Source organism: Kosakonia sp. SMBL-WEM22, from assembly GCF_014490785.1.
In the GTDB taxonomy this organism is placed as follows: domain Bacteria; phylum Pseudomonadota; class Gammaproteobacteria; order Enterobacterales; family Enterobacteriaceae; genus Kosakonia.
The window spans coordinates 3,169,307-3,192,928 of record NZ_CP051488.1; the positions used below are offsets into that span (position 1 = coordinate 3,169,307).

General features: G+C 54.5%; 19 protein-coding genes. 4 read left to right on the forward strand and 15 right to left on the reverse strand.

The window, feature by feature from the left end; genetic code table 11:
* Position 1: 1 nt before the first annotated feature.
* The 11 genes from HF650_RS15300 to HF650_RS15350 form a co-directional block, all read right to left on the reverse strand.
* Positions 2–967, reverse strand: a complete 966-nt coding sequence (locus HF650_RS15300) for a GDP-L-fucose synthase (protein WP_187799364.1) — start codon at positions 965–967, stop codon at positions 2–4.
* Positions 968–969: 2 nt separating this feature from the next.
* Entirely contained in the window at positions 970–2,091 is a 1,122-nt protein-coding gene (gene gmd, locus HF650_RS15305) for a GDP-mannose 4,6-dehydratase (RefSeq protein ID WP_187799365.1), read from the reverse strand.
* A gap of 25 nt (positions 2,092–2,116) precedes the next feature.
* Positions 2,117–2,671, reverse strand: coding sequence for a colanic acid biosynthesis acetyltransferase WcaF (gene wcaF / locus HF650_RS15310; RefSeq protein ID WP_023479143.1), 555 nt, complete (start codon positions 2,669–2,671; stop codon positions 2,117–2,119).
* A gap of 22 nt (positions 2,672–2,693) precedes the next feature.
* Positions 2,694–3,440 carry a colanic acid biosynthesis glycosyltransferase WcaE gene (gene wcaE, locus HF650_RS15315; RefSeq protein WP_139568103.1) on the reverse strand — a complete coding sequence of 249 codons (747 nt, stop codon included), beginning with the start codon at positions 3,438–3,440 and terminating at the stop codon, positions 2,694–2,696.
* A 13-nt stretch (positions 3,441–3,453) separates the two neighbouring features.
* Positions 3,454–4,674, reverse strand: a complete 1,221-nt coding sequence (gene wcaD / locus HF650_RS15320) for a colanic acid polymerase WcaD (RefSeq protein WP_187799366.1) — start codon at positions 4,672–4,674, stop codon at positions 3,454–3,456.
* Complete coding sequence (gene wcaC, locus HF650_RS15325; RefSeq protein WP_187799367.1) at positions 4,649–5,866, reverse strand: colanic acid biosynthesis glycosyltransferase WcaC; 1,218 nt, start codon at positions 5,864–5,866, stop codon at positions 4,649–4,651. Before wcaC ends, wcaD begins: the two co-directional genes overlap by 26 nt.
* Positions 5,863–6,354, reverse strand: coding sequence for a colanic acid biosynthesis acetyltransferase WcaB (gene wcaB / locus HF650_RS15330; protein ID WP_187799368.1), 492 nt, complete (start codon positions 6,352–6,354; stop codon positions 5,863–5,865). The genes wcaC and wcaB overlap by 4 nt, the downstream gene beginning before the upstream one ends.
* The gene (wcaA, locus tag HF650_RS15335) at positions 6,354–7,199 is read right to left on the reverse strand and encodes a colanic acid biosynthesis glycosyltransferase WcaA (protein ID WP_187799369.1); all 846 of its coding nucleotides are present in this window, start codon (positions 7,197–7,199) and stop codon (positions 6,354–6,356) included. The genes wcaB and wcaA overlap by 1 nt, the downstream gene beginning before the upstream one ends.
* 106 nt (positions 7,200–7,305) lie before the next feature.
* Positions 7,306–9,474: a tyrosine-protein kinase Wzc gene (gene wzc, locus HF650_RS15340; RefSeq protein ID WP_187799370.1), complete on the reverse strand. Its 2,169-nt coding sequence runs from the start codon at positions 9,472–9,474 to the stop codon at positions 7,306–7,308.
* A gap of 2 nt (positions 9,475–9,476) precedes the next feature.
* Positions 9,477–9,920, reverse strand: coding sequence for a low molecular weight protein-tyrosine-phosphatase Wzb (wzb, locus tag HF650_RS15345; RefSeq protein WP_187799371.1), 444 nt, complete (start codon positions 9,918–9,920; stop codon positions 9,477–9,479).
* A 5-nt stretch (positions 9,921–9,925) separates the two neighbouring features.
* Positions 9,926–11,068: a polysaccharide export protein gene (locus HF650_RS15350; RefSeq protein WP_023479113.1), complete on the reverse strand. Its 1,143-nt coding sequence runs from the start codon at positions 11,066–11,068 to the stop codon at positions 9,926–9,928.
* Positions 11,069–11,751: 683 nt separating this feature from the next.
* Between HF650_RS15350 and HF650_RS15355 the strand changes: the two genes are divergently transcribed.
* Both HF650_RS15355 and HF650_RS15360 read left to right on the forward strand, forming a co-directional pair.
* On the forward strand, positions 11,752–13,332 hold the full coding sequence (locus HF650_RS15355; protein ID WP_187799372.1) for a TerC family protein: 1,581 nt from the start codon (positions 11,752–11,754) through the stop codon (positions 13,330–13,332).
* Positions 13,333–13,489: 157 nt separating this feature from the next.
* Entirely contained in the window at positions 13,490–14,074 is a 585-nt protein-coding gene (locus HF650_RS15360; protein ID WP_187799373.1) for an NUDIX domain-containing protein, read from the forward strand.
* A 121-nt stretch (positions 14,075–14,195) separates the two neighbouring features.
* On the opposite strand, the gene asmA is transcribed toward HF650_RS15360, so the two are convergent.
* The 3 genes from asmA to udk all read right to left on the reverse strand — a co-directional run bounded on the left by asmA (position 14,196) and on the right by udk (position 17,380).
* Positions 14,196–16,046 (reverse strand): outer membrane assembly protein AsmA, encoded by a 1,851-nt coding sequence (gene asmA / locus HF650_RS15365; protein WP_187799374.1) that lies wholly within the window; start codon positions 16,044–16,046, stop codon positions 14,196–14,198.
* A 25-nt stretch (positions 16,047–16,071) separates the two neighbouring features.
* Entirely contained in the window at positions 16,072–16,653 is a 582-nt protein-coding gene (gene dcd / locus HF650_RS15370; RefSeq protein ID WP_023479188.1) for a dCTP deaminase, read from the reverse strand.
* 85 nt (positions 16,654–16,738) lie between these two features.
* Positions 16,739–17,380, reverse strand: a complete 642-nt coding sequence (gene udk / locus HF650_RS15375) for a uridine kinase (RefSeq protein ID WP_023479149.1) — start codon at positions 17,378–17,380, stop codon at positions 16,739–16,741.
* Between the two features lie 353 nt (positions 17,381–17,733).
* Between udk and HF650_RS15380 the strand changes: the two genes are divergently transcribed.
* The gene (locus HF650_RS15380; RefSeq protein ID WP_187799375.1) at positions 17,734–21,063 is read left to right on the forward strand and encodes a diguanylate cyclase; all 3,330 of its coding nucleotides are present in this window, start codon (positions 17,734–17,736) and stop codon (positions 21,061–21,063) included.
* A 60-nt stretch (positions 21,064–21,123) separates the two neighbouring features.
* On the opposite strand, the gene alkA is transcribed toward HF650_RS15380, so the two are convergent.
* Positions 21,124–21,969 carry a DNA-3-methyladenine glycosylase 2 gene (gene alkA, locus HF650_RS15385; RefSeq protein ID WP_187799376.1) on the reverse strand — a complete coding sequence of 282 codons (846 nt, stop codon included), beginning with the start codon at positions 21,967–21,969 and terminating at the stop codon, positions 21,124–21,126.
* 133 nt (positions 21,970–22,102) lie between these two features.
* Between alkA and yegD the strand changes: the two genes are divergently transcribed.
* Entirely contained in the window at positions 22,103–23,455 is a 1,353-nt protein-coding gene (gene yegD / locus HF650_RS15390; RefSeq protein ID WP_187799377.1) for a molecular chaperone, read from the forward strand.
* Positions 23,456–23,622 lie beyond the last annotated feature (167 nt).

The window sequence follows — 23,622 nt, forward strand, 5'->3', positions numbered from 1 at the left end:
CTTACCCCCGGAACCGGTGCTGGTTTTCAAGGAACCACTGGTAGGTGCTTGCCAGCCCCGCTTCCAGTGAGATCTCGTGATACCAGCCCAGCTGATGCAGACGTGTCACATCAAGCAGCTTACGCGGTGTGCCGTCCGGTTTGGTGGCGTCAAACACCACGCGGCCTTTGTAGCCGACAACGCTTGCAATCGTCTGCGCCAGTTCGCGAATGGTGCAGTCAACACCGGTACCGACGTTGATGTGCGACAGCATTGGTTCGGTATTCTCCTGCCACACTTCGCGCGCCAGCTCCTGCACATGAATGCTGGCTGCGGCCATATCATCCACATGGAGGAATTCACGCATCGGCGTGCCGCTGCCCCACACCACCACGTCTGCCGCACTCTCCTGGGTCGCTTCGTGGAAACGGCGCAGCAGTGCAGGAATAACGTGCGAATTGCTCGGGTGGAAGTTGTCATGCGGACCATACAAGTTAGTCGGCATCACCGAGCGGTAATCGCGGTCATACTGGCGGTTGTACGATTCGCACAGCTTGATACCCGCGATTTTGGCAATCGCGTACGGCTCATTCGTCGGCTCCAGCGTCCCTTGCAGCAGCTCGCTTTCCGCAATCGGCTGCTTCGCCAGTTTCGGGTAGATGCAGGACGAACCGAGGAACAACAGCTTGTTCACGTCGTGCTTATGCGCCGAGTGAATGATGTTGCTCTCAATCATCATATTTTCGTAGATGAAGTCCGCCGGGTAGGTATTGTTCGCCACAATACCGCCCACTTTCGCTGCCGCCAGGTAAACCTGGTCAATACGCTCGCTGGCGAAAAACGCGTCTACCGCTGCGGCATCCAACAGGTTCAGCTCTTCGCGCGAGCGCAGCACCAGTTCGATATCCGCTCGCTGCTCAAGCTGCCGTACGATGGCTGACCCCACCATCCCGCGATGGCCAGCCACAAAAACACGTTGTTTGGTCATGCTCAGGACTCCAGCGCGATGGCAACCTCGTAACCGTGGGCCTTAAGCAGTGAGTGTTTTTTCGCTGCTTCCAGATCTTTTGCCACCATTTCGGAGACCATCTCCTGCAGGGTAGTTTCCGGTTTCCAGCCCAGTTTTTCGTGCGCTTTGGTCGGGTCGCCCAGCAGAGTTTCCACTTCAGCAGGACGGAAGTAACGCGGGTCAACGGCAATAATCACATCACCCGGCTTCACGCCCGGCGCATCGTGGCCAGTTACGGAAACAACGATACCCTTCTCTTCTACGCCTGTGCCTTCGAAACGCAGTTTGATACCCAGCTGCGCGGCAGCCATTTCCACGAACTGACGTACGGAGTACTGCACGCCGGTGGCGATGACGAAGTCTTCCGGTTGTTCCTGCTGCAGCATCATCCACTGCATTTTCACGTAATCTTTGGCATGGCCCCAGTCACGCAGGGAGTCCATATTGCCGAGGTAGAGGCAGGATTCCAGGCCCTGAGCGATGTTAGCAATAGCGCGGGTGATTTTACGGGTTACGAAGGTTTCGCCGCGACGCGGGGATTCGTGGTTGAACAGGATGCCGTTACAGGCGTACATGCCGTAGGATTCACGGTAGTTCACGGTGATCCAGTAAGCGTACAGTTTGGCGACAGCATACGGAGAGCGCGGGTAGAACGGCGTAGTCTCTTTCTGCGGGATTTCCTGCACCAGGCCATACAGCTCAGAGGTGGATGCCTGATAGAAACGGGTCTTCTTCTCCAGGCCCAGGAAGCGGATTGCTTCCAGCAGACGCAGCGTACCCATGGCGTCAACATCCGCGGTGTATTCCGGGGATTCGAAGGAGACCGCAACGTGGCTCATCGCGCCCAGGTTGTAGACTTCATCCGGCTGCACTTCCTGCAGGATACGGGTCAGGTTGGACGTATCGGTCAGATCGCCGTAGTGCAGGTGGAATTTCGGGTTGCTTGTGTGTGGATCCTGATAAATGTGATCAACACGCTCAGTATTGAAAGAGGAAGCGCGGCGTTTGATGCCGTGAACTTCGTAACCCTTTTCCAGAAGCAGTTCTGCCAGATAAGAGCCATCTTGCCCGGTAACGCCGGTGATGAGAGCGACTTTAGACATAATTTATTTTCCTCAATGTTCCCTGTTAGGGAGTTACCTTTTCAACGCGTTCGCGCGTTACCACTGCGGGATTGCCCCGACAAATCGCATTTGCCGGTAGCGATTTAAAAACACTGCTGCGCGCACCGACGACCGTGCCGTCGCCGATAGAAACGCCGGGAGCAACAAACACATCTGTCGCCAGCCAGCACTTCTCGCCAATCACGATAGGCGTCGCGTTAATATCGAAATGCGCGCTCATATAGTCGTGACTGCCGGTACACAAATAACACTTCTGTGACACCACAGAATTTGCGCCGATGGTAATGTCTCCAAGCGTATATAACACCGCGTCATCCCCCACCCAGCTGTAATCACCCAGGGTTAATTTCCATGGGTAGGTAATTTTGACCGAAGGTCGAATGACGACACCTTTACCGACCTTTGCGCCGAATAGACGTAATAAGAAGGCGCGCCAGCGATAAAGTACCTGCGGAGACCAGGCAAATAGTGTCGCCTGCACCGCCCACCACAGTTGAACCTTAATAGCATTCCCGCCCCGAAAGCCTTTCGGCACGGAGAATCCTTTTAAATCTTGCATATTCTTTCCTTATGTCCGGGCGTTACGCTTTGTTATATAAAGCCTTTGCTTTACCCGTCGTCCGTAAACGCAACATATAGGATAATTCTGCCCAGAAGCCGGGGACGTGTAATATCATGCGCTGAACTTTACGGGCGTCCTGACATAATTCGAGATTATTAGAAGTGGATACACCGCCCATCGAAAATTCAGATACCAGCCCTTTCAGTCGCTTAAACGGAAAACCCGCTTTAAACATTCTGGCCGCTAACGCGTAATCGGATGAGACTTTAAACTGCAGATCGTAGGGGTACGTTTTTAATCCGTGCACCGGGAAAAAGATCGCCTGATGGCTCGCCGGTAGGCTGTGATAAATATACCAGCCGCTTTTCGCATTGCGGCGCAGCTTGTTGCCATCGCCGAAATCAAGCAGCGCATCGCCGATATACATCGCGGTCTCTTTCGCTTCGCTTAACTGGCGCACTACATCGACGATCTCTTCATGGAAAATATCGCCGGAATTAAGAAATATCGCAAAGCGACCGGAGGCCATATCGATGCCTTTATTCATGGCATCGTAAATACCTTTATCGCGCTCACTAATAAAACGTAAATTATATTGCCCGTTGAGGCTTTTCAGAAAATCCTCAGTACCGTCCTGCGAACCGCCGTCGACCACGATCCACTCGAACTCAATATCTTGCGCTTTCGCCAGGTGAGCCAGCGACTGCCAGGTCTTCATCACACCTTCATAATTGCGAAACGCGACAGTAATAACACTAAGCAGCATGTGACCCACCTTCTCATGAACTTACAATATTCAACGCTTTACGCAGAATAAATGGACAAACAATTAAAAATGCATATTCCGGACTAAAAATTGACCCCGTAAAAAACAACGAGATCGGGGTAAACAAGAAAAGTTGAACGCGAAAATTCTGATTGTTGCCAAAAGCATTCATCGTCATTTTAGCGACTTTAAACATGTACCATCCGGTCAGTATTACCGCTAACCATGAAAAATAAATGATCAGCAGATACAACCCATTGTCTATTGTTTTCCCGACGTCTGCACCGTTAAAGATTCCGAATGATGCGACATATTCATAAAGTGAGCCGAATCTTACTACACCATCAATATTGGTCAGCGAATATCCAACCATCACAAGCGGACCGATAATTCGGTAATAAGATGAGGATCCTTCCGTTCCTAAATCACCAATACGCGTCGCGATATAAGGAAAAGCAAATACGAGGCCCACGACAAACACCGCAAGTGAAATAATTGCCAGCGGTAATTTCTTCTGAATTGCCTCTTTATTGAGATACTGAAACGCCCATTCCAGAAGGTAAAACATGATAAATGTCATTACCCCGGAGAACGATCCTGAGAGAACTATCCCTGCCAGAATCATAGCATCGGTCTTCGGCGTTTTGATACCAAACTGTTTGATGCTAAGCCAAATTGAGATTAACGCCAGAGCGAAGAATGCCGGTTCGAAATAGAGTGCGGTGGTTCTTTTACCCCCGAACTTGATAAAATTCAGCACGTAACTGTTGCTGTAAATCAGATATTTCGAAATTATTTCCATCAAACTACTGCCGCCAGTAAGAATGATCTGAGCCATCTCCATTGCTGCCAGCGTGACTATTAACGCCACCACCATATAGAAAAATCTTAAAATCTTTCGGTAGTTATGCGGCGAGATCGTTTTAAAGCGAATACTCCACACCATGCCGATAATGATCACGATGTAAACAAACAGCATTGTTGATGTGACATATTTGCTGGCATCCAGCGACTTACCGAAAATAAAGTTGAAGAGCGTTAGTCCCGCACCGAGCATCAGCGCTAACATCAATTTTTTCAGGTTGATGCGCTCAACATAGAGCAGCAGCAACACCGGCAGAAAAGTCACAATCGTGATCGGGAAGCTCTCACCGAGCTGGAATAATTTCACGTTGACCAACAGGTAGATCAACGGCAGCAGCAGATAGCTACAGACTCTGATAGAACGAGACATACTCCTCCAGCATCTGATGACCGCTATAGGCCTGGCGGCTGCGCGCGCGAAACGCGTCGAGGCTCTCGTCAAACACCGCCTGGGCGATTTCTGCTTTATGGCACTGCACCAGCGGCAGCACCTCCTCTTCACTGAAGGTTCTCCCGCCCGACTTTTGCAGCACTTCCCGCGCCGCATCGCTGTGGGTAGCGATCACCGGTACACCGATGGAGAGCGCTTCACAAAGGATCAGTGGGTAGTTGTCGACGCGCGAACTAAAGACCAGCGCATCCATCTCGTTGAGCTCGCTCATCAATTTACGCTTATCGGTCAGAAAGCCGTGGTTCACCACCTGCGGCCCCTCAAACGGGGAGAATTTACCGAAGGTGTGCAGCTCGACGCGATCCTCAAGGGCCATGATGTCGCGCACCAGCTGCTGGTTTGTTTTCCCGTCGTAGCGTAGATCGTGGGCGACGATGGCGATCTTCGGTTTACCCTGCGTCACTTTTACCGGCGCGAGCTGGGCGAGGATCTCCTCTGTCGCCACATCAATACCGTTGTTAATAATCTGGCAACGGCCTGCGCCATAGAGCGTGTTGAAGGCATCAGCCACATGCTGACTCGGGGAGATAAACTGGCAGCCCAGCCCCAGCATGGTATTAAACAGCTGGCGCTTGCGGCCCACTAATTGATGCGCGCGGTCGATTTTGACCGGCGGATAGTTGTTCAGCGTTGGGCACTTTTGGCAGTTGGTTTTCCACCCTTCGCAGCCGTCGGTAAAGGCGCAGCGGCCGGTGACGCTCCAGTGGTCGTGCAGCGTCCAGACAAAGGTAACGTCCGGTTTGTGCGCTTTCACGCGCTGGCAGAATGCCACCAGGTCCTCAAGGTTGAGCCAGTAGCTGTGCATCACATGGAAATGGAGCACCAGCGGCCCTTCGCTACGGGTAACGTCACGATAGAGATTATTGAGATTGCCAAAAACATCACGGTTAAAGAGGCGGAACAGCGCCAGGTTGGCAATCGAGGTCAGACGCGGCGTCTGTTTAAAGACGTTCTGATAGTTGTCATGGCTGACGCTCTTTTTGCCGCCTTTACCGTAGCCATAAATAAAGCGCGACTGATAACCCTGCTGCAGCGCGCGCTGGTGGAGATCCAGCGCAACACCCGCGGCACCGCCCTCTGCGAGGCGTACGTTGAACTGCAAAATATTCATTTAATCACCTTCACGCGCGCTTTCTCACCCACCACCAGCGCGTTGTCCGGCACACTGTCGAGCACCACGCTACCGGCACCGATGGTGACATTATTGCCAATGGTGATTTCGCCAATCATTACCACGTTCGCGCCCAGCTCAACGCCATTGCCAATTACCGGGCAGGCAAGACTGTCAGCGCCGCGGTTGCCAATGGTCACGCCATGACGAATGGTAAAATCATCACCCGCAACGACATTTTTGTTGATCACCACCGCATAACCGTGGTGAATGGTGAAACGCCGGCCAATGGTTGCCGCTGCCTGAATCTCATAGCCAAACAGGCATTCGGTTATGAAGCGGTAGAGCAGAATGACCGGCGCGGCCCAGATATTGTTAATCACATGCTTTTTGCGCCATACCGAGCAGAAGTGCGCGATACGGTAGGCGGCAACCATGCAGCACGGGCGCAAATTCCAGTGGTTTGCGTGAAAATCTTCCAGTCGCATTATTTCCCCCGCAGCCCATCAGCAAGACGTTTACCGTTGCGCACTGAAAAGAGCGTCAGCAGCGTGCGCCAGTTCATGCGCTTATTGCGGATCTGGTAGAGAGTAAAGAGCTGGTACTTCTTGCTGGCACGGTCGAACTTATCTTTATGCTTGCGGTAGAAGTGGAAGTAGCCGGAGAACTTCTTCGGTGAAGAGGTGATCTGCATCTCGCCGTGGTTGATATGCAGGATCTGCGTCGCCTCTTCAATTTTGAACGGCTCGCCATATTCGGTGACCATGCGCAGGAAGATGTCATAATCCTGGGCGGCTTTCAGTTGGGTATCGAACAGCGACTCTTTAAAACGCCACGCCCAGGTAAAGACCTGGTTGCCGACGATATTACGTTTGTAGAAGAGCTTGCGGGAGAATGGCGATTTCGGATAGAGCGGCAGGCTCGCCGGCTGCGCATAGACTTCGCCCTGGCAAACATAATCGTTAGCGTAGAGGAACGCGCGGGTATTGAGCAGATGTTTGTGCGCAAGGAAGACCGATAAGCGGTTTGGCGTCCACTCATCGTCATCATCAATCCCGGTAATGTATTGCCCGCGCGCCTGCAGGATAGCCTGGTTGCGCACAGCGCAGGCACCGGAGTTGAAATCATTGCGCGTGTAGCTAACGCGCGGGTCACCCAGCTCGTCAACAAACTGCTGTAGCTGATCGAATGACGAAGAGCAGTCATCAACGATGATCATTTCCCAGTGCGGGTAATCCTGGCGCAGCACCGATTTAATGGCGCGGATGGCCAGCTGCTGGCGGTTCCAGGTAGGCATATAAATTGAAATTAATGGGTTTGCTGTTGTACTCATGATGCGATCCCTAATGCGTTCCACATGCCGCTTTTCGCCCTCGCTTACGCCCTCCCCCCATTAAGGGGGAGGACAAAGCACGTTGAGGGTAGAGGTATAAGTCTTGTTATTTCGAGTCGGACTTGTATTCGTACTCGTAGTAGCCGTAATCCTGATAGCCGGTTGCACGGCGGAAGATGGAGTTCAGGATGACGCCTTTCACCTGGATGCCGTTCTGCTCGAAGCGGCTCAGGCTGGTCTGGATCTCTTTCAGGGTGTTAACCGCGTAGCGCGCTACCATCAGCGTGGTGCCCGCGTGGCGACCTACCACGGCCGCATCGGTCACCGCGAGGATTGGCGGGGTGTCAATCAGTACCAGATCGTAGTTTTTACTCGCCCACTCAATCAGTTGGGTAAAGCGTTCACTCATCAGCAGCTCAGAGGGGTTAGGCGGCACCTGACCACGCGGAACCAGATCGAAGTTGCTGATCGAAGTTGGCTTCGCGCAGCTCTCGATGGTGCCCTTCCCTGCCAGCACATCTGACAAACCATTGATATTGTCAGTACCCAGCAGTTCATGGGTATAGCCTTTACGCATATCACAGTCGATCAGCAGCACGCGCTTGTTGGTCTGGCTGATCACCGCCGCGAGGTTGGCACAGACAAAAGTTTTACCGATGGAGGGGCTGACGCCGGTCATCATCAACACATTGTTGTTAGCCTGCATCATGGCGAAGTGGAGGCTGGTGCGCAGGCTGCGAACCGCTTCAATCGCCAGATCGGTCGGGTTGCCCACCGCCAGCAGTTGGCTCTGTTTGAAGCGGCGTGCGCCTTTCGCCGTTTGCGCGTTGTCGCGCTCCTTCTGCCACTCGGAGAGCGGGATGCTGGCATAAACGCTGATGCCGTTCTCTTCCAGCACCTGCGGGCTTTCAATACCGCGGTTGAAGAGTGAACGCAGCAGTACGCCAACAACGGAGATAATCAGACCGAAAATAATACTGCCGAGAATAATCAGCGCTTTTTTCGGCTTCAGCACGCCAGGCTGGGTGATCGCCGGGTCAACGATGCGCACATCGCCCACGGTGCTCGCCTGGGTGATACGCAGCTCCTGCTGTTTGTTCAGTAGCTGCATATAGACCTGCTGGCCAGATTCAACATCGCGGGTCAGGCGCACAATTTCCTGCTGCGTCTGCGGCATGGCCGTGATGCGTTTATTGAGCTTGGCTTTCTCATCTTCCAGCGCCTGGCGTTTCTCCAGCAGCGTGCGATACGCCGGGTGCGCTTTGGTGTAGAGCTTGGAGATCTCCGCCTCTTTGAAGGTCAGTTCGTTCAACTGAGCATCGATGTTGACCACCGAGTCGAGCACTGATTTGGCTTCAAGTGGCAGATCGACGGAGTCTTTCGTCTGGCGGTAGGCGTTAAGCTTATCTTCCGCGACGTCGAGGTTGTGACGCACTTCCGGCAGCTGCTTATCAAGGAAGATCAGGCTTTTTGCCGCCTCTTCTGATTTGCGCTCAATATTCTGCTCAAGGTAGTTACGGGTAATGCTGTTGAGAATGGCGCGGATTTGATCGCGATCTTCGCCGGTGTAGCTGAGGCTCAGCACGCCGGTATCTTTGCCGTTCTCCACAACCGTCAGGTTGTTTTGCAGATTGTTGATCATGCCAAGAGTTGAAAACTTGGTGACGGTAAACTCGCTGTCATCAGAGGCCTGAATCGCGCTCACCATCATGGTGACGCCCTCTTTGCTCAGCGGTTTGCCCACTTCACCGCGCGCTTCAAACCCGCCGTCACTGCTCAGCAGATAGGTTTTTGGACTCAGCACTTTGAGGGTAAAGGTTTGATCTGCCCACCCTTTCGGCAGTTCGAATGACGTGACTTTAACGGTCTCATTCTGCCGGCCCATCAGGCGATCCCAGCCAGCACCAAACAGTGGGAAGGTGTTTTTCACCACCGAGATGTCGAGGTCGAGATCGTCAACGGTTTTTCCCAGCACCAGGCGGGACTGAATAAGCTGAATTTCCGCTTCTGAGGCGGGCGGTTTATTACTCAGCGCGCTATTAATATCCTGCACCAGCGAACTGCCGGTATTCTGCTCGATCTGCACCAGCGCATCGGCGCTGTAGATAGGCGTGGCAAACATGCAGTAAATGAGCGCGGCGAGGGCAAATAGCGCGGTAATGCCCAACACCCACCAGCGAGCCTCAATGATTGTGCCGAGCAGACGGCCAATATCGATTTCGTCATTGCCCACTGCCGACGTAGCAGAATGCGAATGGTGTGTTTTCTCTGTCATTATTATCCCTGCTGAGCTTGCAATGCCTGCGCCCAAAGGCGGGCAGACTGGTCAAGTAAGGTGTAAACGGCTTCAAAAGCTTCGCGACTTTTGCGATACGGATCGGGGATCTCCCGTTCGTTATCCCAGTGGCCAAACAACATGACCTTTCCACGCATCTCTGGGGCAATTTCGCACAAGCGGGAGATGTGTCGCTTCTCCATGACCAAAATCAGATCGAATTCACGACACATCTTTCCTGAGATTTGGCGCGCGATATGCCCATCCAGAGAGAGTTGGTTATCTGCCGCCACGGACGTGGCGTTGGCGTCTGCGCTATGTCCGACCAGCGCGCCCAACCCGGCGGACTCAACCGTGAGCCCCGGCTGGTATTTTTTCAGTAGCCGTTCCGCTGTCGGGGAACGACAAATGTTCCCCACACATACCACCAGAATTTTGTTGAACATGCGCATTACCACGTATGAATATCTTTGGCCGTATCCGTCATGTAGCGAACGCCACTGATGGTTGGCAGCAACTGGTTGATAAGACGGTTCCAACGCGATACCGGTGCGGTGGTGACATAAACAACGTCATAAGGCTGGAGGCGGAAGTTGGTAGCCATCACCAACGACGTGGCATCCGACATATCAAGCTGGTAGATGTTGGCAATCTTGTTGCCGCGACCACCTTCGCCGTTCTTGATCGGACGGATGACGAAGATACCGCTGGCATTGGAGGAGGTCAGGTCGAGACCCTCTGCCTGGCCGAGCGCTTCGGTCAGCGTCATGCCGCTGAAGTCCATTTTGAGGGTGCTCTGTTTTTTCACTTCGCCCATCACGAACACTTTCAGATCGTCATTGCGCGGAACAAACAGAATGTCGCCAGGATAGAGCAGACGGTTCTGACTGAGGTCGCCATTTTGCATCAGCGCCTGCAGAGAAATGCGCTCCTCTTTGCCTTTGTGGGTCAGCACGACGTTGCGCCAGTCGGCAAGGTCGGTCAGACCACCGGCGGCGTTGATCGCGTCAAGCACGGTCAGCGGCACGTTGGTGATCGCCTGCTGGCCTGATTTATTGACCTGACCGGAGACATAGGCTTTTTGCGAGCGGAACGCGGCGATATTAACGTCCACCTGCGGGTCGGCAATATAGGTCGCTAAGCGGCTGGTAATATCACTACGGATTTCGGCCAGAGTTTTACCCACTACGCGAACCTTGCCGATATAGGGGTAGAACATGGTGCCATCCGGCTGCACCCAGTTACCGGTATCGCTGGAGCTGCGATACTGACCGGCAGGGGTGGTCAACTCCGGGTGATCCCATACGGTGACGCTCAGGACATCACCCGGGCCGACGCGGTATTCATAAGAGGAGATCTCTTGATCCAGCGACATGTTTGGCTGGGCAACGTTAACGCGCGGGCGCAGTTGCTCAATCAGACGCGGGGTCAATGGATAAACGTTCACCATACTGTCTAAATCAAAGTCAGCATCCTGCTGTTTAATCACGTCCTTTCCCGATGTCGACATATTGCTACCCGGGAATACGGTGCAGCCACTCATTAAGCTTATGGACACCAATAATGGCATCAATTTCATTTTAGATTTCATCATTGATTAATTATCACTATGGCAGAGTAATTATCCTGTGCGATTTAAATAAGCGCTCAAGCAGTACACAGAATCAGAATGCAGTTAATTCACCAGGAATATAACTAGCATCAGTCCTAAAAAGCATTTATCCAACCCCATGACATTACAGAATAATCCGGCTGCAGTCATGCCGACAGGCATGCTACCGCCCCTGGCTTCCAGTTACCAATGCACTGATCATCGATATGTCGTTGATAGTCATCCTTTACATCCTCGTCAGGGCGCCAGCTACGGCGCGCTAAATACGGCGGGTATCCTTTTCCGCATCGAATAACAACGCGGAAATTAACATCGCAGGTATATTTGAAAGATGCCGATGGAATTGTTGCAGCTAAGGCTAAGGCAGGCAAGGCGGCATCTCCTGACTGAAGCTTTTTTAAGAATAATATTAACCTCTGGTTTTTATCATTTTAGGAATTAACTTATATTGACAACATGACATTACGCCGAGGCTCATGCGATAGTTCCTAAATTCCAATGTTAAATAGCTAAAAATAACTTAATCACGCCGCGGGAATAGAATTAAATAAGTCTTAATTATCTTATTAAATAAGAATAATCGCAGGCAGCATTGCATTCGACGTTAAAGTTACCCATGATCTGCCTGTGACAAGTGTCATCTTTTATAAGGTCTTACGCTAACAATGGAGTGGATTGCTGATCCATCAATCTGGGCCGGGCTGATCACATTGGTGGTCATTGAGCTGGTACTCGGTATTGATAACCTGGTTTTTATCGCCATCCTGGCGGAAAAATTACCGCCCGCAGAGCGCGATCGTGCGCGCGTGACCGGTTTGATCCTTGCCATGCTGATGCGCCTGCTGCTGCTGGCCTCCATTTCGTGGCTGGTCACGCTGACGCAACCGCTTTTTACTGTTCGCGATTTAAGCTTTAGCGCCCGCGATCTCATCATGCTCTTCGGCGGCCTGTTCCTGCTGTTCAAAGCGACGGTAGAGCTGAATGAACGGCTTGAGGGGAAAGACAGTGATAACCCCAGCCAGCGGCGCGGGGCAAAATTTTGGGCGGTCGTCGCGCAAATCGTAGTGCTTGACGCAGTCTTCTCGCTCGACTCGGTGATCACCGCCGTCGGCATGGTAGACCATCTTGCGGTGATGATGGCCGCGGTCATTATCGCCATCTCGCTGATGCTGATGGCGAGTAAGGCCCTCACCCGCTTCGTCAATAACCACCCGACGATTGTGATCCTCTGTCTCAGCTTCCTGCTGATGATTGGCTTTAGCCTGGTCGCGGAGGGCTTTGGTTTCCATATCCCGAAAGGCTATCTCTATGCAGCGATTGGCTTCTCGGTGATGATTGAGTCCCTCAATCAGCTGGCTATCTTTAACCGTCGCCGTTTCCTGTTTGCCAACCACACGCTGCGCCAGCGCACCACCAAAGCGGTAATGCGTCTGCTCAGTGGGCGTAAAGAGGATGCAGAGCTGGATGCGCAAACTGCCTCTATGCTGCGGGACAGCGACGATGCGCAGATTTTCAATCCGCAGGAGCGGCGGATGATTGAGCGCGTGCTGAACCTCAATCAGCGCACGGTAAGCAGCATCATGACTTCACGTCACGATATCGAACATATCGATCTCAACGCGCCGGAAGCGGAGGTGCGTGCCCTGCTGGATAAAAACCAGCACACACGCATTGTGGTCACCGGCGGCGAGCAGGAGGAGTCGCTGCTCGGCGTGGTGCATATTCTCGATCTGTTGCAGCAGTCCCTGCATGGTGAACCGCTGGATCTGCGCGTGCTGGTACGCCAGCCGCTGGTCTTCCCGGAAGGGCTGCCGCTGCTGCAGGCGCTGGAGCAGTTCCGCAATGCCCGAACCCACTTCGCTTTTGTCGTTGATGAGTTCGGCTCGGTGGAAGGGGTGGTGACATTAAGCGATGTGATGGAGACCATCGCCGGCAATCTGCCCAACGAGGTGGAAGAGATTGACGCCCGTCATGATATTCAGAAAAACAGCGATGGTAGCTGGACCGCCAACGGCCATATGCCGCTGGAGGATCTCATTCAGTATGTGCCCCTTCCGCTCGATGATAAACGCGATTACCACACCATCGCCGGGCTGTTAATGGAGCATTTGCAGCGTATTCCCGCCGCGGGCGAAGAGGTCACCATCGGCGATTTCCACCTGAAAACGCTGGAAGTTGAGAGCCATCGGGTGCAGAAAGTGCAGCTGATTCCCGTGGCAAGCGACGTTCCGTCAGACGAAGTGTAAACCAGCCGGGGTGCGCCCCGGCTTCTCCCTCCCCTCCGGATTTGTCAATCGCGCCCACACCCTCTGACAATGTTGTGCGCCTATCCAATGCATGAAAAATCTTGTTTTTACACGAATCTGCACGATATGATGATTTAAAACGCAAACAGGAGTATCTATGCACTCTGAACAGGCACAAGCACGTATCATTTCGGCGATCCCGCTGTCGCAGGATTGGGGAAAGCTGACCAAATACACCTTCGATCTTCGCCGCCGCGACGGGGAGTGGCAGCGGCAGAGCCGGGAGGTGTACGACCGCGGTAATGGCGCAACGATCCTGCTCTATAACCGTGCTAAACGCAGCGTAATCCTCACCAGGCAGTTTCGCTTACCGCTGTTTGTTAACGATCATGCCGGTATTTTACTGGAAGCCGCCGCCGGGCTGCTGGATGAACTGGACGCGGAGACGCGCATAAAACAGGAGGCTGAAGAGGAGACTGGCTACCGTCTGGATCGGGTTGAAAAGGTGTTCGAAGCCTGGATGAGCCCCGGCTCGGTCAGTGAGAAGCTGCACTTTTTTATTGCTGAATATGATGAAAGCCGGCGCACCGGCAACGGCGGCGGTCTCATTGAGGAGGGGGAGGATATTGAAGTGGTGGAGATGACCTTTGCTGACGCGCTGGCCGCGATCCACAGCGGAGAGATTGCCGATGGCAAAACCATTATGCTGCTCCAGCACCTGGCCTTAGAAGGGATTCTTTAATAACCTCGTTACACCTGCAGGCCTGATAAGGCAACGCTGCCATCAGGCATCACACCGCGCATCCCCCCCAGGCCTGATAAAGCGCAGCCGCCATCAGGCATTCTGCCCGATGGCACCCTACTTACATCTTCTCAAGCAGCTTCTTCACATCTTTGCTGCTCTGCTTATCCTTATTGCGATCGGCCCAGTCGCTCAGGCGACGTTTGGCCTCATCCTGCAGATGCTTACGCAGCAGCTGATCAACCTGCAAAGTGTAATTCAGCGCCTGCCATGACCCATAAACACGCAGCGGGATCGGCGTCGTTTTCAGGAAGTCGATCAGCTCGCTCTCTCCTTGCCACCCACTCAAAACCTGGATGTTAAAGCGGGTATCAGCCTGCTCCTTGACCAGATCCATTTTGCCTTCACCGGTAAGGGTAATCAGCGGCGAGCTGCCCTGCATATTGCTCAGCGTCATCTGTCCCGCTTTCAGCGCCAGATCGCTGCTAAAGCTGTCGAGCCGCGTCGCCGTGTCATATTTTTCCTGCGTCTGCACATCGGTACTGCGCGCCACCGCCTGCTGCACCAGCTGCTGGAAGTTGAGCCCTTCCATGCGGCTATTTTTCAGCTCAACGTGCGCCTCGCCTTGCCAAAGGCGACGAAACTCGTCGGCATCAATGCTCGGGCCGGAAAAATCACCTGCCATCGAGAGGCGGCCGGTAAGCGCGATGGGGTAATTAAAGGCTTTAAGAATGTCCCCTATCTCGACATTTTCGAGACGCGGCTGGAACACCGCACGCGATGCATCGCGGCGCACATCCAACTGCCCCGGTAGAGAGATCTGCCCGGCGCCCATCTTGCCCTGCAGAGTTGGAATGGCTAGCAGGCCTGCATTGTTATTGAACTGCCCGCTGACATCAGCAAACTGCATCCCACGCCAGCGCACCGCTTTTGCAGTGATCCCCACCTGGGCGGTGAAATCGCGCAGGCCATTGAAATGCGGCACATCGGCGCTGTTAGCAATTACCGGACGCGGCGGGCGGCTTTGCGCGACGCCCTGTTGATTCGGCGCACTGTTACCCGCCGCGCTATTCTGCGAGGGCAACAGGTTATCGAGATTGAGATTATCAAACTGCAGATCCAGCGCCCAGACAGGTAAAGTACCGAAGGTCACGCTGCCATTGCCGGTCAGGACGCTGTCATTGGCGCGCAGCTTCAACGCGTTCAGCGCCAGCCGTTGCTGTTCGCCCTGCCACTGCGCCTGCAGCTCACCTTCGCCTTCAATCCCCTGAGACGGTATATCGCCGCCGCGCAGCTGCCACTTGACGTTATTCACCACCGCAGAGAGGTTATGCGGATAGTCGTGGGCATCGACATTAGCGCGTAGCGCCAGGGTTAAATCACGTTGATTGCGGTTGATGCGCCCGGAAAACTCCAGCGCCGCCTGGTGCCTGTCATCCTGCTCCATCTGCAGCCGGATATCGCGTACCGTTACCTGCTCATCATCCTCATGCTGTAACACCAGCACGCTGTCCGCTATCTGTAAACTGCTGATATCCCACGACCAGCCGCGATCCTCTTCCGCCTGCGGCAGCGTATTTTCACGCGGCGCGACCGGCGCATCTTTATCCACTTTGGCCTGAGTTTCGGGCGTGAGCTGGATCACCGCGCCTTTTAACATTACCTGCTTAACATGCAGCTGGTGGGAAAGCAGAGGCAGGAGATTGACGTCGAGGCGCATATTGTCCGCTTTCACCACCGGCGTCTGCGCGCCCGGCGCGGTTAAGCTCATACGCCCTGAGAGAATGCTGAGCTGCGGCCAGACGTGCCAGCGCAATGGGCCATCAAGCTGTAACTGATAACCACTGCGGGCCTCAACCTGACGCACCATATAAGCACGGAAATCGTTGGGGTTGACCAGCAACACCAACGCTGACAGGCCGGCAATCAGCACGACCAACAGAATCATCAGCGTGGTTAACACTCTTCTCATGGCGTCCTCTGCAGAGATAACTTGCTCAGTCTTTATCGATACGGCTGGCAACCGCACCCTGCTGATCGCGATACTTCGCATCTTCGCGGCGGTTGTAGGGGCGCTCGGCCGGGCCGGAGAGCGGTTCGAAGCTCAGCGCGCCGATCAGCATGCCGGGGCGCAGAGCCAGCGGCAGTTTGCCTGAATTATAGAACTCCAGCACGATACAACCAGACCAGCCGGGATCGATACGGTGCGCGGTCACGTGCACCATCAGCCCTAATCGCGCAAGCGACGAGCGGCCATCAAGCCAACCGACGAGGTCTGCCGGCAGAGTGACGGACTCATAGGTCACCGCCAAGGCCAGCTCACCCGGATGGAGGAAAAAGGCTTCGCCGTCGGCGAGGACAATCTCATCACTCATCACCCGATCGAGGGCAGCAGTCACTTCCTGCTTCGGCCCGCTCAAATCGATAAATGCGGCGGTGTGACCACTGAATGTGCGGAATTTGTTGCCCAGACGGACATCCACCGTCGCGCCATTAATTCGTTCTACCGGCGGACGCGGGTTTATTGCGAGTCGGCCCTCATTCATCCAGGCTTCGATATCGCGGTCACAAAGACGCATGGCACATTCTCCTTTGGTGCGACACGCCCCTGAAAAAGCCTCAGGGGACGGGTAGTTAACACTGAGTTTGACAGCCTAACATGTATTATTCAAAAAATTGGCTGATTTTGGCTTTCAGAATGTCGATAGCGATACGGTTCTTGCCGCCGCGCGGCACGATGATATCGGCATACTGCTTAGAGGGTTCAATAAATTGCAGGAACATCGGACGCACGGTTTTCTGATACTGTGCCATCACCGAATCCATCGAACGACCACGTTCATTGACGTCGCGTTTTATACGGCGCATAAGGCAGATATCGAGCGGCGTATCGACAAAAATCGAGAAGTTCATCTCATCGCGCAGGCGTGAGTCGGTCAGCAGCAGGATCCCTTCCAGGATGATGACTTTTTTGGCTTCGATACGAATGGTTTCTGCGGTGCGGGTATGTTCAACATAGCTGTACACCGGTAACTCAATGGATTCGCCGCGCTTAAGCGACTGAAGATGCTGGAATAACAGACTGTGATCCATCGCGCTAGGATGGTCATAGTTGGTTTTAACACGCTCTTCCATCGACAGATGGCTTTGATCTTTGTAGTAGCTGTCTTCGGGAATAACGCCAATGTGTTCATCACCCACCTGCTCGCGTAACTCGCGGTAAAGCGTACTGGCAATAAGACTTTTACCTGAAGCAGATGCGCCGGCGATGCCGATGATGACGCACTGATGTGACTGATCAGTCATAAATTTAGGGACCTGATTAACCTGGATGTAAAGGAAGGAAGACGCCTGGGCGTCAAACGCGGCAATTATAGGGATTTCACCGCCGCGATACCAGTCGAAAGCGCTGGTCAGGACGATAAGCAAAAATGGCGGCATTTTTCGCCAAACTGCGCGCTATTTTTCTCAGCAAGGTGGGTAAAAATGACGCACCGGACGCATTTTAGGCACTCACTAAGTAATTAATAACTCTATGATGTCAATTTATGAGCGCGCGCCATAGGAATTGTAAATTGTTTGTACTAGCATAATCCGAAATTCTCATTTCATTCGTCGGCCGCCGTGTCGGACGGCACAGGGTTGCGGATAAAGCGGTAATGAAAAAACACTACCAACACGTTTTGGTTACCACACCACATCCTGTGCTGAGGCTGTTAAGTCTTGGGCTGCTGTCGTTTCTCTTCACGCTCTTCTCCCTTGAGCTGATTCGATTTGGCACCATCATTGCGCCGCTCTGGTTTCCCACAGCAATTATGACCGTGGCGTTTTATCGCCATGCCGGCAAAATGTGGCCAGGTATTGCCCTCGCCTGCGCACTGGGCAACGTTGCTGCCACCGTCGCACTCTTTTCGCCGTCGTTTGTCGATTTGCGCTATACCCTGGTCAATATTATTGAAGCCGTCGCAGGCGCGATCCTGCTGCGCAAGCTGCTGCCCTCTTACAATCCGCTAAAAAATCTCGCTGACTGGATACGCCTCGCCATTGGCAGCGTACTTATACCGCCGCTGATTGGCGGGGTACTTATCTGCCTGCTGGTGCCGACGGAAAACCTGCTACGCACCTTTATTATCTGGGTAGTTTCTGAGGCGATCGGCGCGCTGGCGCTGGTGCCGCTCGGCCTGCTCTTCAAACCACACTACCTGCTGCGCCATCGCAACCCGAAACTTCTGCTGGAAACGCTGGTCACCCTAACTCTGACGCTGCTGCTGAGCTGGCTGGCGCTGCACTATCTGCCGTGGCCCTTTACCGCCGTGATTGTGCTGCTAATGTGGAGCGCAGTGCGCCTGCCGCGCATGGAAGCTTTCTTAGTTTATCTCGCAACAGTGATGGTCGCCTCGCTGGTGCTTGCCATCGATCCCGGCGTCGTCACCTCATCGAAAAGCAGTGTGATGATGAACGCACCCTGGCTGCCATTTTTGATGATCCTTCTGCCAGTGCATGTCATGACGATGGTGATGTACGCCTTTCGCACCGAGCGCAAGCACATCATCGAGAGCGAGGCGCGTTTTCGTAACGCCATGGAGTATTCGGCCATCGGCATGGCGCTGGTCGGTACCGAGGGGCAGTGGCTGCAGGCTAACAAAGCGCTGTGCCAGTTTCTCGGCTACAGCCAGGAGGAGCTGCGTCTGATGACCTTCCAGCAGCTCACCTGGCCGGAAGATCTCGCCCGCGATATGGCGCAGCTGGCGCAGCTGGTGCGCGGTGATATTCCCAGCTACTCGATGGAGAAACGTTACTACACGCGTAACGGCGACCTGGTATGGGGGCTGCTGGCAGTCTCGGTGGTGCGTCACGCCAATGGCTCGCCGCTCTACTTTATTGCCCAGGTTGAAGATATCAACGATCTGAAACAGACCGAATGGGTTAACAAACGGCTGATGGAGCGCATTACCCTTGCCAACGAAGCGGGCGGTATCGGCATCTGGGAGTGGGAGCTGGAGCCGGACATCATCAGCTGGGATAAACGGATGTTTGAGATGTATGAAGTGCCAGCCCATCTCAAACCGACCTGGCAGTTGTGGTACGAACGCATTGTGCCGGAAGACAGGCCAGAAACCGAGCGGGTGATCCGTGATGCGCTGGCGTCGCGAATCGCGTTCAAGCTCGAGTTTCGTATTGCCGTAAAAGATGGCATCCGCCATATTCGCTCGCTGGCGAACCGCGTGCTTAATAAGCAGGGCGAGGTCGAACGGCTGCTCGGCGTCAGTATGGATATGACGGAGGTAAAGCAGCTTAACGAGGCGCTGTACCAGGAGAAGGAGCGGCTGCACATCACCCTCGACTCCATCGGCGAAGCGGTGCTCTGCACCGATGTCGCAATGAAAGTGACCTTTATGAATCCGGTTGCCGAGAAGATGAGCGGCTGGTCGCAGGAGAGCGCCATCGGTCAGCCTCTGCTGAAGGTGCTACACATCACTTTTGGCGATAGCGGCCCGGTACTGGAAAATATTCACAGTGGGGATATGTCGCGCACAGATATTGAACAGGACGTAGTGCTGCACTGCCGCGCGGGCGGTAGCTTCGACATTCACTACACCATTACCCCGCTCAGCACCCTCGACGGGCAGAATATCGGCTCGGTGCTGGTGATTCAGGATGTGACCGAGTCGCGCAAAATGCTGCGCCAGCTGAGCTACAGCGCCTCGCACGATGCCCTCACACACCTGGCGAACCGCGTCAGCTTCGAGGCGCATCTTAAACGCCTGCTTTCAACGGTGCAGGAGTTCCATCAACGTCATGCGCTGGTGTTTATCGATCTCGACCGCTTCAAAGCGGTCAACGATACTGCCGGGCATGCTGCCGGCGATACGCTACTACGGGAAATCTCAACACTGATGCTCAGCCTGCTGCGCTCAACGGACATTCTTGCCCGCCTCGGCGGCGACGAATTTGGGTTGCTGCTGCCGGAGTGTAATGTTGAAAGCGCGCGTTATATCGCCGGTCGTATGATTGAAGCTATCAATGACTATCACTTTAGCTGGGAAGGCCGCGAGCACCGTATCGGTGCCAGTGCCGGGATCACGATTATTGATGAGTACAACCATCAGGCTTCCGAGGTGATGTCGCAGGCCGATATCGCCTGCTACGCCTCGAAACACAGTGGACGTGGCCGTGTGACGGTCTATGAACCGAAGCAGGACCTGATGCAGCAGGAGCGCTCAATGATGTCGCTGGAGGAGCAGTGGCGCATCATTAAAGAGAACCATCTGCTGATGATTGCGCGCGGCGTCGCCTCGCCGCGTGTGCCAGAGGCGTGCAACTTCTGGCTACTCTCCCTGCGTTTATGGACCAGTGAAGGAGAAGTGATGGAGGAGCATGCGTTTCGCGCCAGCCTCCACGAGCCGGAGCTGATTCGCGCCCTCGACCAACGCGTCTTCCATGAGTTTTTCCATAAGCATGCTGCGGCTATCACCGCCAAAGGGTTGGGCGTCGCTCTGCCCCTCTCAGTACATGGGTTGGCAAGCAGCAACCTGGTGGATGAGCTGTTATTGATGCTGGAGAGCGGTCCGATGCCGGGACGTCTGCTGCATCTGGTGATCCCGGCAGATGCGCTGGTCCGGGAGGGCCATAACCGGATTGAGAACCTCAGACGCCTGCGGCAGGCGGGTTGTCGCATTATCCTCAGCCGTGTCGGACACGATCTGGAGGTGTTCGAGCGTATTACGCCGCATATGGCTGATTATCTGCTGCTGGAGCCGGAGATGGTCTCCAATGTCCATGGCAATTTGATGGATGAGATGATGGTGACCATCATTCAGGGACATGCTCAGCGCCTTGGGCTGAAGAGCATCGCCGGACCAACGCATCAGCCAATGATCATGGACACCCTCTCCGGTATCGGTATTGATCTGATCTATGGCGATACTATCTCCCAGGCACATCCGCTGGATTTGATGCTCAATACCAGCTATTTCGCCATCAACTAACTGCCGGATAGCGTCACACTTCCCGTAGGCCCGATAAGCGCAGCGCCATCGGGCATTACATTACGGCTCGGGCGACCAGTCCTGCGTAAACCAGATATGCAGCAGCGCATACGAGCGAAACGGCTGCCAGCGCTCGGCATATCGGCGCGTCTGCGCAGGCGTCATGCCGGCAAAACGCTGCTTAATGGCGTAATCGTCCGGCAAGAAGATATCTTTCGCCTGCCAGCCGCGCAGCGCAAAGTAGTTCGCCGTCCAGCGCCCAATCCCCGGATAGTTCAGCAGCGTTTTTACCCCCTGCTCCACATCATCCGGCGTCTGTAGCGGAAAGGTGCCGTCACAGGCAGCCCTGGCAAGGGTAATCAATGCCTCGGCGCGTTTTAGCGGCATCCCGAGGCTCTTCAGCACCTGTGCATCAGCGGCGGCAATCTGTTGCGCGGTGGGAAACGTAATAAAACCCGGTGCTTCATCCATCACCTCACCATAACGGTGTGCGACTTTCGCCGTCAGCTTTGCCGCCATCGCCACGCTCACCAGTTGCCCGAGCACCGCGCGCACCGCCTGCTCAAAGGGATCGACTGAGCCGGGCAGCCGCAGACCGGGGCGCGCGGCTGCAAGCTCGCCCAACAGCGTATTGATACGCTTCGGCTCGCAGGCGAGATCAAATAACCTCTCCAGACGCTGCAAACAGTGTTCGGCAATCGGCTCAAGCCCCTCACTTAAGGTGACCTTCAGCGTCGCGCTTTTCTCATCCGGTTCAGCGGTGATAATTCCGCGATGGTCACCAAAAGCGTAGGAGCGCACATAACGTGTCTCGCTCACCTCTTCTATGCCCGCGACGGCGCGCGCGCCTAAAAATCTTAACATCCACGCCCAGTCATAAGGCGGCTGCCAGTGCAGTGTGTACATAAAATCTCTCCGCTGATATTGCTAAAAGCATAACAACTCAGGGAATTTTCGCCTTGCTTTCATATTCCGGTTGTCGCCCCGCATGCATTCGGCTAAAGTCGCCCCCCTTCTTCACAGGCATGGGGATTGCACAGTGTTTATTGGTTTTGATTACGGTACGGCAAACTGCTCGGTAGCGGTGATGCGCGATAATGTGCCACAGCTGCTGACCATGGAAAATAACAGTACCTTACTGCCATCAATGCTCTGCGCGCCGACGCGCGAAGCGGTGAGCGAGTGGCTTTATCGCCACCATCAAGTCCCGGCCACGGGGAGTGAAACCCAGGCGCTGCTGCGCCGGGCGGTGAGCTTCAACCGCGAAGAGGATATTGAAATTAATCCCGCCAGCGTTCAGTTCGGCCTTGCTTCGCTGCGCCAGTATGTGAGCGATCCGGAAGAGGTCTACTTCGTTAAATCACCGAAGTCATTTCTCGGTGCCAGCGGCCTGAAGCCGCAGCAGATCGCGCTGTTTGAAGATCTGGTCTGCGCCATGATGCTGCATATTCGCAAGCAGGCAGAGAGCCAGTTGCCGGAGACGATTCGCCAGGCCGTAATTGGTCGCCCCATTAACTTCCAGGGGCTCGGCGGCGATGAGGCTAACGCTCAGGCGCAGGGTATTCTTGAACGCGCTGCAACGCGCGCAGGCTTCGAAGAGGTGGTGTTCCAGTTCGAACCGGTCGCCGCAGGGCTTGATTTTGAAGCGACACTCACTGAAGAGAAGCGTGTGCTGGTGGTCGACATTGGCGGCGGTACCACCGACTGCTCGCTGATCCTGATGGGGCCGCAGTGGCGCGAGAAAGCGGATCGCAGCGCCAGCCTGCTCGGCCATAGCGGCTGCCGCGTTGGCGGGAACGATCTCGACATCGCGCTGGCGTTCAAAAACCTGATGCCGCTGCTCGGCATGGGCGGACAGACGGAAAAAGGCATTGCGCTGCCGATCCTGCCGTGGTGGAACGCGGTGGCAATCAACGATGTTCCGGCACAGACAGAGTTCTACAGCACGGCAAACGGCCGCCTGTTAAACGATCTGCTGCGCGATGCGCGCGACGCCGAGAAGGTCGCCCTGCTGGTGAAAGTATGGAAGCAGCGCCTTGGCTACCGGCTGGTGCGCAGCGCGGAAGAGAGCAAAATCGCCCTCTCCGATACGCAGCAGGTGACCGCTTCACTGCCGTTTATCAGCGACAGCCTCGCCACTGCCATCGATCAGCAGGGGCTGGAAAATGCCCTTAACCAGCCGCTGCAGCGCATTATTGAGCAGGTTCAGCTGGCGCTGGCAACCAGTAATGAGACGCCGGATGTGATCTACTTAACCGGCGGCAGCGCCCGCTCACCGATTATCAAAAAAGCGCTGGCGGAAACGCTGCCCGGCATCACTATTGCCGGTGGCGATGACTTTGGCTCGGTGACCGCCGGGCTGGCCCGCTGGGCGCAGGTCGTCTTCCGTTGATTATCTGCCGGGTGGCTTCACCCGGCACGCTTTCTGCTACAAAATCTCCCTATCGCAAATTATCTGTCGTGGCTACGTTTCCAGACAGTGTTTCATTTTTCCTCCATTTTTCTGCGCTTCAGGGTGACTACACTACTATTACTTCGCCATTCGATTTAAAGAGATAC

Bases quoted from the DNA above. Each gene is read 5' to 3' on its own strand.
- wcaA (WP_187799369.1), bottom strand. From the start codon at position 7,199: ATGAGTACAACAGCAAACCCATTAATTTCAATTTATATGCCTACCTGG.
- HF650_RS15380 (WP_187799375.1), top strand. From the start codon at position 17,734: ATGAAAAAACACTACCAACACGTTTTGGTTACCACACCACATCCTGTG.
- HF650_RS15350 (WP_023479113.1), bottom strand. From the start codon at position 11,068: ATGATGAAATCTAAAATGAAATTGATGCCATTATTGGTGTCCATAAGC.
- wcaE (WP_139568103.1), bottom strand. From the start codon at position 3,440: ATGCTGCTTAGTGTTATTACTGTCGCGTTTCGCAATTATGAAGGTGTG.
- dcd (WP_023479188.1), bottom strand. From the start codon at position 16,653: ATGCGTCTTTGTGACCGCGATATCGAAGCCTGGATGAATGAGGGCCGA.
- wcaB (WP_187799368.1), bottom strand. From the start codon at position 6,354: ATGCGACTGGAAGATTTTCACGCAAACCACTGGAATTTGCGCCCGTGC.
- alkA (WP_187799376.1), bottom strand. From the start codon at position 21,969: ATGTACACACTGCACTGGCAGCCGCCTTATGACTGGGCGTGGATGTTA.
- HF650_RS15360 (WP_187799373.1), top strand. From the start codon at position 13,490: ATGCACTCTGAACAGGCACAAGCACGTATCATTTCGGCGATCCCGCTG.
- gmd (WP_187799365.1), bottom strand. From the start codon at position 2,091: ATGTCTAAAGTCGCTCTCATCACCGGCGTTACCGGGCAAGATGGCTCT.
- wzc (WP_187799370.1), bottom strand. From the start codon at position 9,474: ATGACAGAGAAAACACACCATTCGCATTCTGCTACGTCGGCAGTGGGC.
- wcaD (WP_187799366.1), bottom strand. From the start codon at position 4,674: ATGTCTCGTTCTATCAGAGTCTGTAGCTATCTGCTGCTGCCGTTGATC.
- udk (WP_023479149.1), bottom strand. From the start codon at position 17,380: ATGACTGATCAGTCACATCAGTGCGTCATCATCGGCATCGCCGGCGCA.
- HF650_RS15300 (WP_187799364.1), bottom strand. From the start codon at position 967: ATGACCAAACAACGTGTTTTTGTGGCTGGCCATCGCGGGATGGTGGGG.
- wcaC (WP_187799367.1), bottom strand. From the start codon at position 5,866: ATGAATATTTTGCAGTTCAACGTACGCCTCGCAGAGGGCGGTGCCGCG.
- wcaF (WP_023479143.1), bottom strand. From the start codon at position 2,671: ATGCAAGATTTAAAAGGATTCTCCGTGCCGAAAGGCTTTCGGGGCGGG.
- asmA (WP_187799374.1), bottom strand. From the start codon at position 16,046: ATGAGAAGAGTGTTAACCACGCTGATGATTCTGTTGGTCGTGCTGATT.
- HF650_RS15355 (WP_187799372.1), top strand. From the start codon at position 11,752: ATGGAGTGGATTGCTGATCCATCAATCTGGGCCGGGCTGATCACATTG.
- wzb (WP_187799371.1), bottom strand. From the start codon at position 9,920: ATGTTCAACAAAATTCTGGTGGTATGTGTGGGGAACATTTGTCGTTCC.